This window comes from Spirillospora sp. NPDC029432, assembly GCF_040703975.1.
GTDB lineage: Bacteria > Actinomycetota > Actinomycetes > Streptosporangiales > Streptosporangiaceae > Spirillospora.
The window spans coordinates 6,839-22,159 of sequence record NZ_JBEZWH010000069.1 but is presented as its reverse complement, the minus strand read 5'-3'; the positions used below and the strand labels follow the sequence as shown (position 1 = coordinate 22,159).

Here is a 15,321-nt window from a genome sequence, read left to right as displayed (position 1 = left end):
GGAACCGCACGTTCCGTAAGGGGGCGTAGCTTCAGAACATGACGAACACACCGGACCAGGTCCGCCCGTTCCGCATCGACGTCCCCCAGGCCGAGCTGGACGACCTGCGCGAGCGGCTCGCGCGCACCCGCTGGCCCGCCCAGCCGGCCGGCACCGGCTGGAGCCGCGGCGTTCCCGTCGACTACCTGCGCGAACTCGCCGCGTACTGGCGCGACGGCTACGACTGGCGCAAGCACGAGGCCGCGCTCAACGACATCCCGCAGTACACCACCGAGATCGACGGCCAGACCTTCCACTTCGCGCACGTCCGCGCCGCCGACCCCGGCGCGCTGCCGATCGTGCTGCTGCACGGCTGGCCCGGCTCGCCCGCCGACTTCATGAAGGTCATCGGCCCGCTGTCGGAGCGCTTCCACGTCATCGCGCCGTCCCTGCCGGGCTTCGGGTTCTCCACCCCCCTCAGCGGACCCGGCTGGGGCGTCCACCGCTCCGCCGCCGCGCTCATCGAGCTGATGGAACGCCTCGGGTACGACCGGTACGGCCTGCACGCCTTCGACGTCGGCAGCGGCGTGGCCAACACGATGCGGCTGCTGGCCCCGGGCCGGGTCGCCGGGCTGCACCTGGCGCTGGCCGCCACCGACGACATGCTCGGCGTCCTGGCCCCCGACGGCACCATGGGCGTGCGGCCCGGCATCGCGGCCGGCCAGGAGGGCATGGGCAACTTCCAGATCCAGTCCACCCGCCCGCAGACCCTCGGGTACGGGCTGACCGACTCCCCCGCCGCCCAGCTGGCCTGGATCACCGAGAAGTTCAAGGAGTGGACCGACCCGGCCGCCGAACTCCCCGAGGACGCCGTCGACCGCGACCACCTGCTGACCAAGATCACCCTGTACTGGCTGGGCGCCCTGGGCGCCTCCTCCGCCCACTTCGCCTACGAGGCGCGCCGGGACATGGCCTCGCCGGTCGAGCCCGGCGAGGGGTCGCCGGGCTCGGTGCCGGTCGGGATCGCCGAGTTCTCCGCCGACCCCGCCGTCCGGCCGCTGGTCGACCCGCGGGGCGTGGCCGCGCACTGGTCCAGCTTCGAGCGCGGCGGCCACTTCCCCGCCATGGAGCAGCCCGCCCTGCTGGCCGGCGACCTGCGCGACTTCTTCACCGGCCGGCACTGAAGGGCACGGCCGTCACCGGCCGCTAGTGGCGGCGCCAGGGGCCGGTGACGGCGAACGTCGTGCCCGGGTCGTAGACGTTGACGAACATCGTGCGGCCGTCCGGGGAGAACGTCACCCCCGCGAACTCGCCCCACGCCGGCTCCTGCGCGGTCCCGATGTTCTGCCGGTTGCGCGCCATCGGGTACACCCGGCGGCCGCGGGTGACGCCGAACACGTGCTGCGCGCCGTCGCCGTCCTCGCACACCATCAGCCCGCCCTGCGGGGCCAGCGCGATGTTGTCGGGCGACTCGCCGGGCTTGGTCACGTCGGTGCCCGGCCCGAACACGATCACCAGCGTCAGCCGGCCCGAGCGCGGCTCGTACGACCACACCTGCCCGAAGTGGTCGGCCCGCGACCCCTCGTCGCTGCGCGCGAAGCTGGTGACGAAGTAGACCCGGTCGCCGCCCCAGTAGCAGCCCTCCAGCTTCTGCCCGTGGGTGACGCCGCCGGGCCCGAAGTCCTGGAAGCGGATCGGCGTCTCGCGCGCCAGCGGGTCGGGGACGCGCAGCCACTGGACCTTGGAGAACGTGGTGCCCGGCTCCTGCACGGCCGACAGGTCCGGTACGCCCGGGACCCGCATCGCCTCCAGCCGCCCGCCCGCCCGCAGGCTCCCCACCCCGCCGCCGGGCCTGCGGGGCAGGAACCGGTAGAACAGCCCGAACGGCTTCTCGAACGCGTCCTCGGTCTCGTACACCACGCCGTCGCGCGGGTCGATGGCCACCGCCTCGTGCTGGAAGCGCCCCATCGCCGTCAGCGGCACCGGATCCAGGCGCCGGTCGGTGCCGACCTCGAACACGAACCCGTGGTCCTTGGTGTAGCCGTTGACGCCGGCCTTGTCCTCGGTCTCCTCGCAGGTCAGCCAGGTGTTCCAGGGGGTGGGGCCGCCCGCGCAGTTGACCGCCGTGCCGGCGACGCCGACCCGCTCGGCGCACACCCGCCCGTCGCGGCCGATCTCCAGGACGGTGCAGCCGCCCTTGCCCTCCGGGTCGTAGGTCAGCCCCCTGACCGGGGGGACGCGGTGCTCGGCGTCGGGCCGGTTCTCGTGGTTGCGCACCAGCCAGGTGCGTCCGCCGCGGCCCGGGAACGCGGCCATCCCGTCGTGGTTGCTGGGAACGGGGCCCTCGCCCGAGCGCATTGGCCGCCCCTCGCGCGACAGGATCCGGTACCGGAACCCGCGGGGCAGGTCCAGGAGGCCGTCCGGGTCCGGCACCAGGGGGCCGTAGCCGGTGTCGCCGCCCACCTGCGCCGCGGCCGGGGCGCCGGTGAACAGCTCGTCCACCGGGCCGGTGAAGGCGATGGCGGCGCCCGCCGCTCCGCCCCCGGCGAGGATCTGACGTCGTGTAACAGTCATGGTGCCTCCTTGCGCCCGGCTGTAACAGCCCCGTTTGTAACACATGCCACATTCGGGGGGAACCGCGCCTTCCGTCGGGAACGCGAGGCGTACGGCGGGCGGCCGGGGGCCGATCCCACGGCGAAGATGATCTCAATGGGACGGCGCGGGGCGGGCTCCGCCGCGCGGTACAGTTCCCGAACAGCCGTTCACGAACAGGGGGGACGACCGTGGCGCGCCCGCGTACCACCAGCGACGAGGCCATCCTGGAGGCCGCCGCCCGCGCCCTGGGCCGGCTCGGCCCCGGCCGCCTGACCCTCGGCGTCGTCGCGCGGGAGGCCGGGCTGGCCCCCGCCACCCTCGTCCAGCGCTTCGGGTCCAAGCGCGGCCTGCTCCTGGCACTGGCCCGCCACGCCGGCCCCGGCGCCCGCCGCCACTTCGACCGTGCCCGCGGCGAGCACACCGCCCCGCTGGAGATCATGAAGGCGGCGCTGGCCGGCATGGCCGGCGCCGTCCGCACGCCCGAGGAGATGGCCAACAGCCTGGCCTTCCTCCAGCTCGACCTGGCCGACCCCGAATTCCGCGAGCACGCCGCCGCGCACGCCCGCGCGGTCGGCGCCGAGATCGCCGACCTGCTCGCACAGGCCGCCGACCGCGGCGCCCTGGCCCCCGGCACCGACACCGCCGCCCTGGCCCGCTCGGTCCAGATCACCTACAACGGCGCGCTGATCCTGTGGGCCCTGACCGGCGAGGGCGACCTCGCCGAGACCCTGACGGCCGACCTGGACCGGCTGCTGGCCCCCTACCGCCCCGCCTGACGCCGCCCCCGCTCACCCGTTCAGCGCTCCGCGGCCACCCGGCTCACTCGCTGCGCACGCACAGGCAGAACGGGTGGCCCGCCGGGTCGGTCAGCACCCGCCAGCGCTCCCCACCCGGCTGGAAGTCCGGCCGTCCCGCGCCCGCCTCCCGCGCCGCCGCCTCGGCCTTGTCCAGATCGTCCACGTAGAAGTCCAGGTGGAACTGCTGCGGGTGCTCCGCGTCCGGCCACCGCGGAGCCCGGTGCTCGGCGGCCTTCTGGAAGTACACGTTCGTGCCGCCCGGAAGCAGCACCGCGGCCGCCTCCTCCGTGTCATAGGTGATCTCCGCGCCCGTCAGCGCGCGGTAGAAGGCCGCCAGCACCGGCGGCTCCGGGCAGTCGATGGTCACGGCGATGAACTCGGCGTTTACCGGCATGGGGAACTCCTCGCATCAGTCTCGACGACTCTCGATGACTCTTGACGACCTGCGTCCCGCATCCTGCCGCCGGTACCTGTCACCTCCTGTCAGGTACGCGCGGAATCCTCGCCGCCGGCCCGCAGCAGCCGCGCCCCCAGCTCGCGCAGCCGCGCGGCAAGCTCGGGCGGCTCCCGCACCGTGAACTCCAGATCCAGGTACGCGATCCGCAGCGCCGTCCACTCCAGCGAGTCGGCCGCCGTCCGCAACGTGCAGGTGCGCTCGTCCACCGGCTCCACCTCCGCCTCCGCCACCCGGAACCGGTCGGCCAGCACCGCCGCCGGCGCGTGCACCGTCAGCACCGCCCGCCGCACCGGCCGGCCCGCCGCCAGCGACCGCTTCACGAACGCGGCCGCGTCCCCGCCCGGCACCTCGCGCGGCGCCGACCGCACCCCCGTCGGGAACGGCTCCGCCAGCCGGTCGGCGCGGAACGTCCGCCAGTCACCGCGATCGGCGTCCCACGCCACCAGGTACCAGCGCCGCCCCGCCGACACCAGCCCGTACGGCTCCACCAGCCGGCGGCCGCACGCCCCGCCCCTGTCCCGGTAGGCGAACCGCAGCCGCTCGCGGTCCCGGCACGCCGCGGCCAGCACCGCCAGCGTCTCCGGCGCCACCGCCGGCCCCGCGGGCGGCCCGCCGATCGGCGTGGTCGCCGCGCCCAGCGCGCCCACCCGCCGCCGCAGCCGGTCCGGCAGCGCCTGCTCCAGCTTGACCAGCGCCCGCACCGACGACTCCTCGATCCCCGCCACCCCGCCGGCCACGGCCGCGCCGCGCAGCCCCAGCGCGATCGCCACCGCCTCGTCGTCGTCCAGCAGCAGCGGCGGCATCGCCGTCCCCGCCTCCAGCCGGTACCCGCCGGCCGTCCCCAGCTCGGCGCGCACCGGATACCCCAGCTCGCGCAGCCGCTCGACGTCCCGGCGCACCGTGCGCACCGACACCCCCAGCCGCCCGGCCAGCTCCGGCCCGCTCCACCCCCGCCGCGCCTGCAGCAGCGACAGCAGCCGCAGCAGCCGTCCCGACGTCCCGCTCATCCCCGCAGTATGGGCCCGATCAAGGACAGGACCCGACCTCTTTCCGGCTCCGATGCAACTTTGGTCTATCCGCCATGGCTTTTCGTCCGATGCCCCGCGCCCGGCCGGCCTGCCACGGTGGGAGAAAGGCACGCACCGTCGACAGGGGGAAACGCACGATGGCCCGCACCGCCCAGGGGCGCTGGACACTCGATCACGACGGGCACCGGCTCGAGGTCGAGGCGGCGCCGTCCGGCGCCACCGATGTGAAACGGGGCATCCGGCTCTACCTCGACGGCGACATGGTGGCCGAGGCGACCACCTCCCAGAAGAAGGTGAAACTCACCCACGAGGACCTCACGGTCAAGGCCTCCTGGGACTGGCGCGGCGAACTCTCCCACTGCGCCCTCGCCCCCGCCGCCCCCGAACTGGAGATCAAGGACGCCAAGGACGTCCGGGCGCTCATCGACCGCTCCGGCGAGACCTGGTTCACCCCGCCCGAAGGCAGCCGCGCCGCCCGCCGCGAGGCCCTCGCCCGCCGCCACCCCAGGCTATACGCCGCACGGCACGTCGTGCTGGCGGCCGCCAAGGTCCTGCTGCCCCTGCTGGGCATCACCGCCCTGATCAGGATCCCCAAACCCGACATCGACCTGCCCACCGTCGACCTCCCCGACATCGACCCGCCCGACCTGCCCGACATCCCGTGGCCCAGCATCGACCTGCCCTCGATCCCCCTGCCCGACCTCGCCCTGCCCGGCTGGATCCAGGCGGTCCTGGACTCGGCCAAGTACTGGGGCCCGATCCTGATCGCCATCGGCATCGCCGTGCAGGAGCACGAGCGCCGCAAGAAACAGCGCGAGAAGCAGCGCGAGAAGGCCGCCGAACGCGCCGCCGCGGCCGCTGCATCCGCTGCGTCCGATGAGACCCGCGGGGCGGTCGAGGAACTGGGCGAGCACCGGGACGAGGCGAAGCCGGAACCGGACCGGGAGAACGCCGAGGCCGGGCACAACCGGCGGGAACGCGGCGGCGAGCACGAGCCGGAGGCCCGCCTGGAGGATCGGCCGCCGGCCGAGCGCACCTGACGGCCCGGCCCGCCCGGGACCCGTTCACCCGGCCTCCCTCACCGCCGCGGGCCCTGCCGCCGGAGCCGCGCCCGCACCGTGCGAACGGGCTCCGGCGCGGTCAGCCGCTGAGGAGGGCGAACAGGCCCGCACAGGTGAGGGCGACCATGACGGCCGCGATCGGGAGCTGGCCGCGGAACGCGCGGTCGCGCGGCTGGGTGCGCAGGGCCAGATCGTGGGCGGCGATGGTGGCCGCGATATGCCCCAGCACGATCGCGTTCACCTGCACCTGCGCGGTCAGCGTCGGCCCGGCCAGGTCGTAGTCGACACGGTTGCCGGTGGAGCCCAGCAGGTTCAGGCCCGTGCCGAACGGGTCGCTGGCCAGGATGAACGTCATCTGCCCCTCCAGCACGAAGAACGAGAAGTAGTGGGCCAGGGTGTAGCCCAGCGCGATCGGCAGCAGCGTGGCGGCGAACCGGCCCGGCACCTCGCGCGGATCGCCGCCGGTCAGCGCGGCGCTGATCCGGGTGGCGGCCACGTACAGGACGGTCACGGCCGCGATCGCCCCGGCCAGGCCCAGCGTCCCCGCGACCAGGTCGGCCGGGTCGACGTTGTCGCGCCAGTACGTGGTGCGGGTGATCCCGTCGAAGCCGGTCGAGCCGATCAGCACGCACGCGGCCGCGACCAGCCCGGGCTCGGCGGCGCCGCCCATGATGCCCGTCAGCGGCGTGCGCAGCACCAGGACGCCGTCGCCGCGGCGGCCGAGCGGGCACAGCCGGGCCAGCAGGCTGGAGTAGGCCTCGAACCCGTCGCTGCGATCGAACCAGCCGCGCCCGTACCGCGCCGCCAAGGCCACGTTGACCGCGGCGTACGCCACGATCAGCGCGCCCACCACGCGAGGATCGGAACGGTTGGGCGCCACCAGCTCCAGCCACACGAACCCGGCCAGCCACGCCGCGGCCGGCCACCACCCGAGCCTCGGCGGCAGCGTCCGGGCACCCTCGGGTGAGATTCCTGTCACCCGGCACAGGCCCGCGTGCAGGGTCCGCAGCGGATTGACGCGCTTCCACACCGGGCCCAGCAGGACGCTCGCCGGGACCAGCCCCACCCAGAACGTCACGTACAGCGCCCAAGGGGCCAGGTTCGCGGTGTCGCGGGGCGGGCCGGCGAACGCCACGACCGTGACCAGCACCGCCGCCAGCAGGGCCGCGGCCCGCCCGGCGGCGGTCAGGGCGGGCGAATCCAGGAGACGGGCCAGGCGCGGCGGCAGCGGGCGGCCGCCGCCGGGACTCAGCCGCGGCCGCTTCCAGGCCGCCGTCAGCGCCAGGAACGAGACCGCCACCGCCGTCCCGCCGCCGGCGATGGCGGCGACGGCGTCCAGCGGCAGGTCGGTGCGGCCGCCCAGCCCGTGCGCGAGAACCTGCACCGCTCAGCTCACCTGCAGCTCGAGCACGCGGGCGCCGGAGTGGTGCAGCTCCACCTCGAACACGCCCGGGGTGTCGGCGACCAGCTGGAGCGTGCCGGGCGTGCCGGGCTTGAGCGCGAGCGTGCGGTCGTAGCCGTGAACGTGCAGCTCGTCGGCCGCGTCGCTGGTCACGGTGATCCGCACGGTGGCGTCCCGGCGCACCTTGACGCGGCCCGAGGCCGTGCTGACCTTGCCGTCCCGCACGGTGACCGCGATGTCGGTGCTGTTCCCGGGCGTGGGCGCGGCCGGTGAGGGCGCCGCCGTACCGGCGGGGGCCGTGGGGCTCGCGGCGGGCTCGGGGGCCGGTTCGCCACAGCCGGCCGCCGTCAGCAGCGTCCCGGCCGCCACCACCGTCACCAGGGTCCGTCGCATGGTTCTCCTCTCTCGGGTGGTGTCCGACACCACAGAACGTGACACTAGACAATGACACATTCAAAAATGACATACTCCGGCCGGGGCGGAGTTTGTACCCCGATTTGACGGCTATAGGAGCATCCGTGTGGTACCCGATGACGAGCGGCGGCCGTGAAGCGGCGCTGTGGCTCGCCGCGCAACCCGCCGAGGCCAAGCCCGCGGGCGGCGCGGCACTGGACCAGATCATCATCGCCTCAGGCGGCGCCGGCCTGCTGACCGCCGTGCTGCTGGTCCTCGGCTGGGGACACCGCACCGGCAAGATCACCCTGCTCGGCCGGCTGGCCGCGCTGGCCGAGCGGGGGCCGGGCCGGGGACTCCCCGGCTGGGCCGCACTGCCCGCCACGGTGTCGCTGCTGTCCCTGGTCACCGCCCTGCTGGGAATGTACTGGGACATCTCCCTGCACATCTCGCACGGCCGCGACGAGGGCCCGCTGGCCAACATCGCGCACTACCCGATCCTCATCGGGCTGTTCGGCATCTTCACCGCCGGCGTGCTGGCGATGGCCCTGCCCAAGGGCGAGCGCCCCGGCCGCGCCGCGGTCCGCATCACCCGCGACTGGTACGCCCCCGCCGGCGGCGTCCTGCTGGCCGGCGCCGGCTTCTACGCCCTGCTCGGCTTCCCCCTCGACGACGTCTGGCACCGCATCTTCGGCCAGGACGTCACGCTGTGGGGCCCCACCCACCTGATGCTCATCGGCGGCGCCGGGCTGTCGCTGATCGCCATGATGATCCTGGAACGCGAGGGCCGCCGCGCCTGGACCGGCCCCGCCGCCGACCGCCCGGCCGGCGTCGTCCGCTACGTCCGCCGCGGCATGCACGCCGGCGGCCTGCTCATCGGGCTGTCGGTGTTCCAGGCCGAGTACGACTTCGGCGTCCCCCAGTTCCGGCTGGTGCACCAGCCGCTGCTGATCGCGCTGGCGGCCGGGTGCGCGCTGGTCGCCGCCCGCCTGTGGGTGGGCCGCGGCGGCGCGCTGTTCGCGGTCGCGTTCTACATGCTGATCCGCGGCGGCGTGTCGGTGATCGTCGGCCCCGTCGTCATCGGCGAGCTGTGGGCGGCCGTCCCGCTCTACTTCGCCGAGGCGCTGTGCGTGGAGATCGCCGCGCTGGCCCTGGCCCGCCGCCCGCTCGCCCTCGGAGCGGTGTCCGGCGTGCTGATCGGCACCGCCGGGTTCGGCGCCGAGTACGCCTGGACGCAGGTCGCGTTCCGGCTCCCGTGGACCGGCGACATCCTGGTCGAGGGCATGCTCATGGCCGTGGCCGGCGGCGTCGCGGGCGGGCTGTGCGGCGCCATGCTCGCCGAGGGGCTGGAGGGCCGGCTACCCCGCCCCGCCGTCTCCCGCACCGCCTTCGCCGTCTCGATCGCCGCCGTCGCCGCGGCCGTCGCCAACGGGCTGGTCATCGGTGTGCCGCAGAACGTCAAGGCCACCGTCGCCCTCACCGACGTCACGGGCGGCGCGGCCGGCCGTACCGCGCACGCCCGGATCACCTTCACCCCGGCCGGCGCGCTCGACGACCCCGCCTGGATCGCCATCACCGGCTGGCAGGGCCAGGGCCTGCACGTCGAACCGCTGATCGAGGAGGGCGACGGCGTCTACCGCACCAGCGCCCCCATGCCGCTGCACGGCGACTGGAAGACCCTGATCCGCGTCCACGACGGGCGCACGCTGGCGGGCGTGCCGATCTACCTGCCCGCCGACCCCGCCATCGGCGCCCGCGAGCTGCCCGCCCCCGCGAGTTTCACCCGCGACGTGCAGAGCGAGAAGCAGATCCTGCAGCGCGAGCTGAAGACCGGGGTCCCCGGCTGGCTGTGGCTGGCCTGCTCCTCGGTGGTGCTGTTCTGCACGCTCGCGCTGATCCTCGCCCTGGGCTGGGGCACCGCGCGCGTCTCCCGCCGGCTCCCCGACGAGCCCGCCGCCGAGTCCGCCGCCGCCCCGGAGAAGGTCACGACATGACCCCCGCCGTGGACGGCGTGCTGGCCACGCACCCGGTGGTCAGCGCCATCCCGTTCTTCGTCCCGACGTTCATCGTCGTCGCGGTCATCGCCGTCATCGTCTGGCGCGACCGGCACCGCGACGACGACGAGCCCAACGGGCAGGACGGGCACGCCGGGCACGCCGGGCACGAGGAGGGAAGCGAGGAGCGCGAGAACCTGCACGACCCCGGCTGAAACCGCAGCCGGAACGCCGGGAGGCCCCACCCCATCTCCCTCGCCCCGGGGCCTCCCGGCTCCCCTCCGAGGTCCGCGTCGCCTCCCGGCCGGCCCGCGCGTTCGTGCGCAGAGCGGCGATCTAGCCGCCGGCGCGCCGCACCCGCGCCTCCAGGCCGTCCAGCAGGCAGTCCAGGCCGAACTCGAACTCGTCCTCGGGCGTGTCGTCGCCCGGCCGGGTGAAGAGCTGCTCCGCGACGATCGCGCGCAGCTCGGGGAAGTCGCCCCCTTCGGTGACGGCGGCCAGCACCGTCCCGTAGTCGACGGCGACCTGCTGGTCGGTCTTGCCCGCCGCGCGGGTCGCCGACTCCAGGTCGTGGATCAGGGCCGCGGTGAACCGCACGTACCCGGTCAGCAGCGTCAGCATCGAGAGCCGCGTCCCGGAGTCCAGGCCCGTGCCGCGCATGCGCCGCAGCCCGGCCTCCATCCACGCCACGTTGTTGGGCATGACCGGCGGGCCGGTGATCGGGATGCTCAGCGCCCAGGGGTGGCGGCCGATGACCTCCCGCAGCGCGACCGCGAACTCGCGCAGCGCCTCCCGCCAGCCGGTCCCCGGTTCCGGCGGCCCCGGCGGCGGCCCGAGCAGCTCGTCCAGGATCAGCGTGAGCAGGTCCCCCTTGGACGGGACGTAGCGGTACAGCGCCATCGTCGACGCCCCGGCCTCGGCGGCGACCCGGCTCATCGACACCGCCTCCAGCCCCTCGGCCGCCCCGACTCGGATCGCCGCCTCGACGATCCCCTTCAGGCTCAGCGTCCGCTTGGGGCCCTTGCCGGGCCGGTCGCGCAGCCCCCAGGCAAGCTCGACGCTCTCCGGCAGCCCGCCGCCGTTCTCCTCGCCCACTGGGCCCACTCGCCGCCCTTCGCCATCGGGTTTGACCGCTCCTCCGGTGATGTGTATACCCTACGCAGTATCGCGTAGGCCATACACAGTAGAGCGTACGCCATACACAGAGTGAGGCTCCATGAGTGACGAACCGGCCATCAGCGCGTCCGGGCTTCGCAAGTCCTACGGGGCGGTGACGGTCCTGTCGGGCGTCGACCTCCAGGTCGCGCGGGGCAGCGTGTTCGCCCTGCTCGGCCCCAACGGCGCCGGCAAGACCACCACCGTCCGCATCCTGTCCACCCTCACCCCGCCCGACGCCGGCACCGCCCGCGTCGCCGGCCTCGACGTCGTCCAGGAGCGCCGCCGGGTCCGCAAGGCCATCAGCCTCACCGGCCAGCACGCCGCCGTCGACGAGCTGCAGACCGGCGAGGAGAACCTGCGCATGATGGGCCGCCTGCACCGGCTGCCCCGCGCCCGGGCCCGCCGCCGCGCCGCCGAACTCCTCGAGCGCTTCGACCTCACCGAGGCCGCCGGGCGCCGCGTCGCCACCTACTCCGGCGGCATGCGCCGCCGCCTCGACCTGGCCGCCGGCCTCGTCGGCGACCCCCAGGTGATCTTCCTGGACGAGCCCACCACCGGCCTGGACCCCCGCAGCAGGCGTGCCCTGTGGGACGTGGTCACCGGCCTCGCCGACGGCGGCGTGACCGTCCTGCTCACCACCCAGTACCTGGAGGAGGCCGACCGGCTCGCCGGCCGCATCGCCCTGCTGGACGCCGGCCGCATCGTCGCGCAGGGCACCGCCGGCGAGCTCAAGGACCGCATCCCCGGCCGCCGCCTCGACCTCGTCGCCGCCGGCCCCGCCGACTACGAGGCCCTGGAACGCGCGCTAGGCGCCCGCACCACCCAGCGCGACCCCGCCCGCCTCACCCTCGGCGTCACCACCGGCGGGGACGCCGCCGAGATCCGGGCGCTGCTGGACGAGATCGACCCCGCCCGCACCGCCGTCCGCCGCTTCACCGTCAACGAGACCACCCTGGACGACGTCTTCCTCGCCCTGACCGGCCAGGCCGCCACCACCGAAACCGCCGGCGCAACCACCAACGAAGCCGCCAACGAAGCCGCCACGAGCGACAGGGAGCACACCGGTGTCTGAACTCACCGCCTGGCCCGTCATGGCCGGCCGCAGCCTCCGGCTGACGCTGCGCAACGTCGAGGGCCTGCTCATCACGCTGCTGCTGCCCGTGATGATCATGCTGCTGTTCGTCTACCTGTTCGGCGGCGCCATCGACACCGGCACCGAATACGTCACCTACGCGCTGCCCGGCGTCCTGATCATCTGCGCCTCGTACGGGGCGTCCATGACCGCCGTCAGCGTCGCCGACGACATGAGCAAGGGCGTCGTCGACCGCTTCCGCTCCATGGACATCGGCGCCCGCGCGCTGCTGTCGGGCCACGTCGCCGCCAGCACCCTGCGCAACCTCGGCTCGGTCCTCGCGGTGTTCGCCGTCGCGTTCCTCATCGGCTTCCGGCCGAGCGCCGGCCCGGTCGGCTGGCTCGCCACCGCCGGCGTGCTGATCGCGTTCATCGTCGCGATGTCCGCCATCTCCGCCACCGCCGGCCTGCTGGCCCGCACGCCCGAGGCCGCCAGCGGCTTCACGTTCTTCGTGCTGTTCCTGCCCTACCCCAGCAGCGCCTTCGTCCCGGTCGAGACCATGCCCGGCTGGCTGCACGGCTTCGCCCGCAACCAGCCCGCCACCCCGATCATCGAGACCGTGCGCGGGCTGCTGCTCGACCAGCCCGTCGGCACCCGCCCCTGGGTCGCGCTGGCCTGGTGCGCCGGCATCCTCCTGGCCGCCGTCGCCCTCTCCGGCGTGCTGTTCCGCCGCCGCACCCGCTGAAACCCCCGGTCCCGCGGGCAGGACACCGCGATCGCCTCCGCCGGCCCGGCGGAGGCGATCGCGCGGCACCCGCCGGTCGCTACCTGCCCGTCGCTACCCGGCGTCCTGCCGGGCGGCGGCCGCGTCGATCCGCGCCGCCAGATCGAAGTCCTTGGCCGTCAGCCCGCCCGCACTGTGCGTGGACAGCGCGAACGTCACGTTCCGCCAGCGGATGTCGATGTCGGGATGGTGGTCGGCCTCCTCGGCCGCCCGCGCCACCTCCAGCACCAGCTCGATCCCGCCCATGAACGACGGCGCCTTCACCGTGCGGCGGATGCTGTCGCCGTCCCGCGTCCAGCCGGGCAGCTCCTTGAGACGGCCGGTGATCGCGGCGTCGTCCAGCAGTTCGGCCATGGCCGCGTCCCCTCTCTCGTGGACTCTCCCTCCGAGTAGATCACGCCGGCCGGCGGCCGGCCGGTCAGGACCCGCCATTGGCGCTGGTCAGGTCGTACAGCGTGGTGCCGCCGACCGTCGTGGCCGTGAAGTTCGCCTGGACCCAGGCCGCGATCCGCTGCGCCGCGTCGCTGCCGCTCTCGGCCCGCGCCCCCAGCCCGCCGCCGCCGACGAAGTAGTGGATCCGCCCGGCCGCCACGTACTCCTGGAACCGCTCCAGCGTCGGTGCCGGGTCGGTCCCGTTGAAGCCGCCCACGGCCATCACCGGCCGCCCCGACGCCAGCTGGTACCCGGCCGCGTTGTTGGACCCCACGGCCGCCGCCACCCAGGTGTAGGACGCGGCGTCCTTGGCGAGCGCCGCCGTGACCTCGGCACCGGGCGTGACCCCGTTCAGCAGCCCGCCGCCCCCGGGCCGCCGCCCGCCGCCGTCCGGGCGGCCGTTCACAAGGCCGTCGGCTCCCGGAGCACCGCCGGCGCCCTGCCGGCCACCGGCAGGACCGCCGCCGTCCCCTGGACGCGCGCCGGCGGGGCTGCCCCCGTTGCCGGCCTGGCCGCCGCCGGGCCGCATTCCGGGCGGCGGGGCGAAGCCTCCGCGGCCGCCGGGGCCGCCGCGTCCTGGCGGGCCGCCGCGCATGCCGCCCGGGCCGGAACCGGACGACGGCCCCGCGGTGACGATCGCTCCGGTGTGCGGCGTACCGACCGTGTCCAGCGCGTACGCCGCCGGGCCCGTGAAGCCGCTGACCAGGGCCAGCGCACCCGCGACCAGCGCGACCGCGCGAGGCAGCCGGCCCGCCGCGAGCAGCAGGACGCCGCCCAGCACGCCCGCTGAGAGGACCACCGGTGACAGCCAGGCGTTCCAGTCCTCCGTACGCCCCAGCAGCACGTACGCCCAGACCGCCGTCCCCAGCACCACGGCCGCCAGCGTGAACGAGGCCGCCCGGCCACGGCGGCGCTCCCACAGCAGCCCCACGCCCATCCCCGCGAGCGCGGCCACCGGCGGGGCCAGCGCCACCGTGTAGTACTCGTGGAAGATCCCCTGCATGTAGCTGAAGATCACCCCCGTGATCAGCAGCCAGCCGCCCCACAGCGCGAACGCCGCCCGTACCGGATCGGTGCGCGGCGCCCGGCGGGTCGCCCACAGGCCCGCGGCCAGCAGCACCAGCGCGGCCGGCAGCAGCCAGGAGATCTGGCCGCCGATCTGGGCGCCGAACAGCCGGTCCCAGCCCGCGTTCTGGTTCAGGTTGCCCAGCCCGCCGACCTCGTCGCCGTTGAGGCGCCCCAGGCCGTTGTAGCCCAGCGCCAGCTCCAGCACGCTGTTGTTTTGCGAGCCGCCGATGTACGGCCGGGACGAGGCGGGCACGAGCGCGACCACCGCGACCCACCACCCCGCCGAGACCACCAGCGCCGCCCCGGCCAGGGCCAGCTGCCACAGCCTGCGCCGTACCGGAGCCGGTGCCGCCAGCAGGTAGACCAGCGCGAACACCGGCACGACCAGGAACGCCTGGAGCATCTTGGCCAGGAACCCGAACCCCACGCAGGACGCCGCGCACACCAGCCAGCGCGTGCTCGCGTCCTCCTGCGCCCGCAGCAGCCCGTACGCGCCGAGCGTCAGCAGCAGCACCAGCAGCGCGTCGGGGTTGTTGAACCGGAACATCAGCGCCGCGACCGGCGTGAGCGCCAGCGCCAGCCCGGCCAGCAGCGCGGCACCGGCCGGGAGGCGCCGCCGTACGGCCGCGTACACCGTGCCGACGGTCGCCACGCCCATCAGCGCCTGCGGGACGAGGATGCTCCAGGAGTTCACGCCGAAGACGCGGGCGGCCAGGACCATCGGCCACAGCGCGCCCGGCGCCTTGTCGACCGTGATCGCGTTGGCGCCGTCGGAGGACCCGAAGAAGAACGCCTTCCAGCTCGTCGCACCCGCCTGCACGGCCGCCGAGTAGAAGGAGTTCGCCCAGCCGGAGGCGCCGAGCCCCCACACGTACAGCAGCGCGGTGCCCGCCAGCAGGGCCAGCAGCGCGGGCCGCGCCCACGCCGGATCGTTCCCGGGGCCCCGAACCAGCCGGACCAGCCGGCGCAGCGGGCCGGCGGCGGCGCCCCCCCCCCCCCCCCGGGGGGGGGGGGGGGGGGGGGGGTGGGGGGGGGGGGGGGCAACACACCACAAGATTTATATGACGGGGGGCGGACACGCCCCCCGCGACCAGGGGGCGC

General features: G+C 74.9%; 15 protein-coding genes. 7 read left to right on the top strand and 8 right to left on the bottom strand.

Annotated elements, in window-relative coordinates; all coding sequences use genetic code 11:
- Positions 1-38 precede the first annotated feature (38 nt).
- On the top strand, positions 39-1,163 hold the full coding sequence (locus AB0881_RS34580; protein ID WP_366623932.1) for an epoxide hydrolase family protein: 1,125 nt from the start codon (positions 39-41) through the stop codon (positions 1,161-1,163).
- A 22-nt stretch (positions 1,164-1,185) separates the two neighbouring features.
- Here the strand turns inward: AB0881_RS34580 and AB0881_RS34575 are convergent, their stop codons facing one another.
- Positions 1,186-2,553, bottom strand: coding sequence for an alkaline phosphatase PhoX (locus AB0881_RS34575; RefSeq protein WP_366623930.1), 1,368 nt, complete (start codon positions 2,551-2,553; stop codon positions 1,186-1,188).
- Between the two features lie 209 nt (positions 2,554-2,762).
- Between AB0881_RS34575 and AB0881_RS34570 the strand changes: the two genes are divergently transcribed.
- Positions 2,763-3,350, top strand: a complete 588-nt coding sequence (locus AB0881_RS34570; protein ID WP_366623928.1) for a helix-turn-helix domain-containing protein — start codon at positions 2,763-2,765, stop codon at positions 3,348-3,350.
- A gap of 43 nt (positions 3,351-3,393) precedes the next feature.
- On the opposite strand, the gene AB0881_RS34565 is transcribed toward AB0881_RS34570, so the two are convergent.
- The gene (locus AB0881_RS34565; RefSeq protein WP_366623926.1) at positions 3,394-3,765 is read right to left on the bottom strand and encodes a VOC family protein; all 372 of its coding nucleotides are present in this window, start codon (positions 3,763-3,765) and stop codon (positions 3,394-3,396) included.
- A gap of 89 nt (positions 3,766-3,854) precedes the next feature.
- The gene (locus tag AB0881_RS34560; protein ID WP_366623924.1) at positions 3,855-4,835 is read right to left on the bottom strand and encodes a WYL domain-containing protein; all 981 of its coding nucleotides are present in this window, start codon (positions 4,833-4,835) and stop codon (positions 3,855-3,857) included.
- A gap of 158 nt (positions 4,836-4,993) precedes the next feature.
- Between AB0881_RS34560 and AB0881_RS34555 the strand changes: the two genes are divergently transcribed.
- Positions 4,994-5,896 (top strand): hypothetical protein, encoded by a 903-nt coding sequence (locus AB0881_RS34555; protein WP_366623922.1) that lies wholly within the window; start codon positions 4,994-4,996, stop codon positions 5,894-5,896.
- A 100-nt stretch (positions 5,897-5,996) separates the two neighbouring features.
- Here AB0881_RS34555 and AB0881_RS34550 read toward each other — a convergent pair whose 3' ends face one another.
- Positions 5,997-7,301 (bottom strand): hypothetical protein, encoded by a 1,305-nt coding sequence (locus AB0881_RS34550; protein ID WP_366623920.1) that lies wholly within the window; start codon positions 7,299-7,301, stop codon positions 5,997-5,999.
- A 3-nt stretch (positions 7,302-7,304) separates the two neighbouring features.
- Complete coding sequence (locus AB0881_RS34545; protein ID WP_366623918.1) at positions 7,305-7,712, bottom strand: hypothetical protein; 408 nt, start codon at positions 7,710-7,712, stop codon at positions 7,305-7,307.
- Between the two features lie 125 nt (positions 7,713-7,837).
- Here AB0881_RS34545 and AB0881_RS34540 point away from each other — a divergent pair, with 125 nt between their 5' ends.
- Together AB0881_RS34540 and AB0881_RS34535 are read left to right on the top strand one after the other, a co-directional pair.
- Positions 7,838-9,706, top strand: a complete 1,869-nt coding sequence (locus AB0881_RS34540) for a hypothetical protein (RefSeq protein WP_366623916.1) — start codon at positions 7,838-7,840, stop codon at positions 9,704-9,706.
- Positions 9,703-9,921 (top strand): hypothetical protein, encoded by a 219-nt coding sequence (locus AB0881_RS34535; protein ID WP_366623914.1) that lies wholly within the window; start codon positions 9,703-9,705, stop codon positions 9,919-9,921. The genes AB0881_RS34540 and AB0881_RS34535 overlap by 4 nt, the downstream gene beginning before the upstream one ends.
- A 121-nt stretch (positions 9,922-10,042) precedes the next feature.
- Here AB0881_RS34535 and AB0881_RS34530 read toward each other — a convergent pair whose 3' ends face one another.
- Positions 10,043-10,810, bottom strand: a complete 768-nt coding sequence (locus AB0881_RS34530) for a TetR/AcrR family transcriptional regulator (RefSeq protein WP_366623912.1) — start codon at positions 10,808-10,810, stop codon at positions 10,043-10,045.
- Positions 10,811-10,922: 112 nt separating this feature from the next.
- On the opposite strand from AB0881_RS34530, the gene AB0881_RS34525 reads away from it, so the two are divergent.
- Positions 10,923-11,936: an ATP-binding cassette domain-containing protein gene (locus tag AB0881_RS34525; RefSeq protein WP_366623910.1), complete on the top strand. Its 1,014-nt coding sequence runs from the start codon at positions 10,923-10,925 to the stop codon at positions 11,934-11,936.
- Complete coding sequence (locus tag AB0881_RS34520) at positions 11,929-12,681, top strand: ABC transporter permease (protein WP_366623908.1); 753 nt, start codon at positions 11,929-11,931, stop codon at positions 12,679-12,681. The genes AB0881_RS34525 and AB0881_RS34520 overlap by 8 nt, the downstream gene beginning before the upstream one ends.
- A 93-nt stretch (positions 12,682-12,774) precedes the next feature.
- Here the strand turns inward: AB0881_RS34520 and AB0881_RS34515 are convergent, their stop codons facing one another.
- Positions 12,775-13,074: a 4a-hydroxytetrahydrobiopterin dehydratase gene (locus AB0881_RS34515; protein ID WP_366623906.1), complete on the bottom strand. Its 300-nt coding sequence runs from the start codon at positions 13,072-13,074 to the stop codon at positions 12,775-12,777.
- Positions 13,075-13,138: 64 nt separating this feature from the next.
- Positions 13,139-15,091, bottom strand: coding sequence for a glycosyltransferase family 39 protein (locus AB0881_RS34510; protein ID WP_366623904.1), 1,953 nt, complete (start codon positions 15,089-15,091; stop codon positions 13,139-13,141).
- Positions 15,092-15,321: the final 230 nt, after the last annotated feature.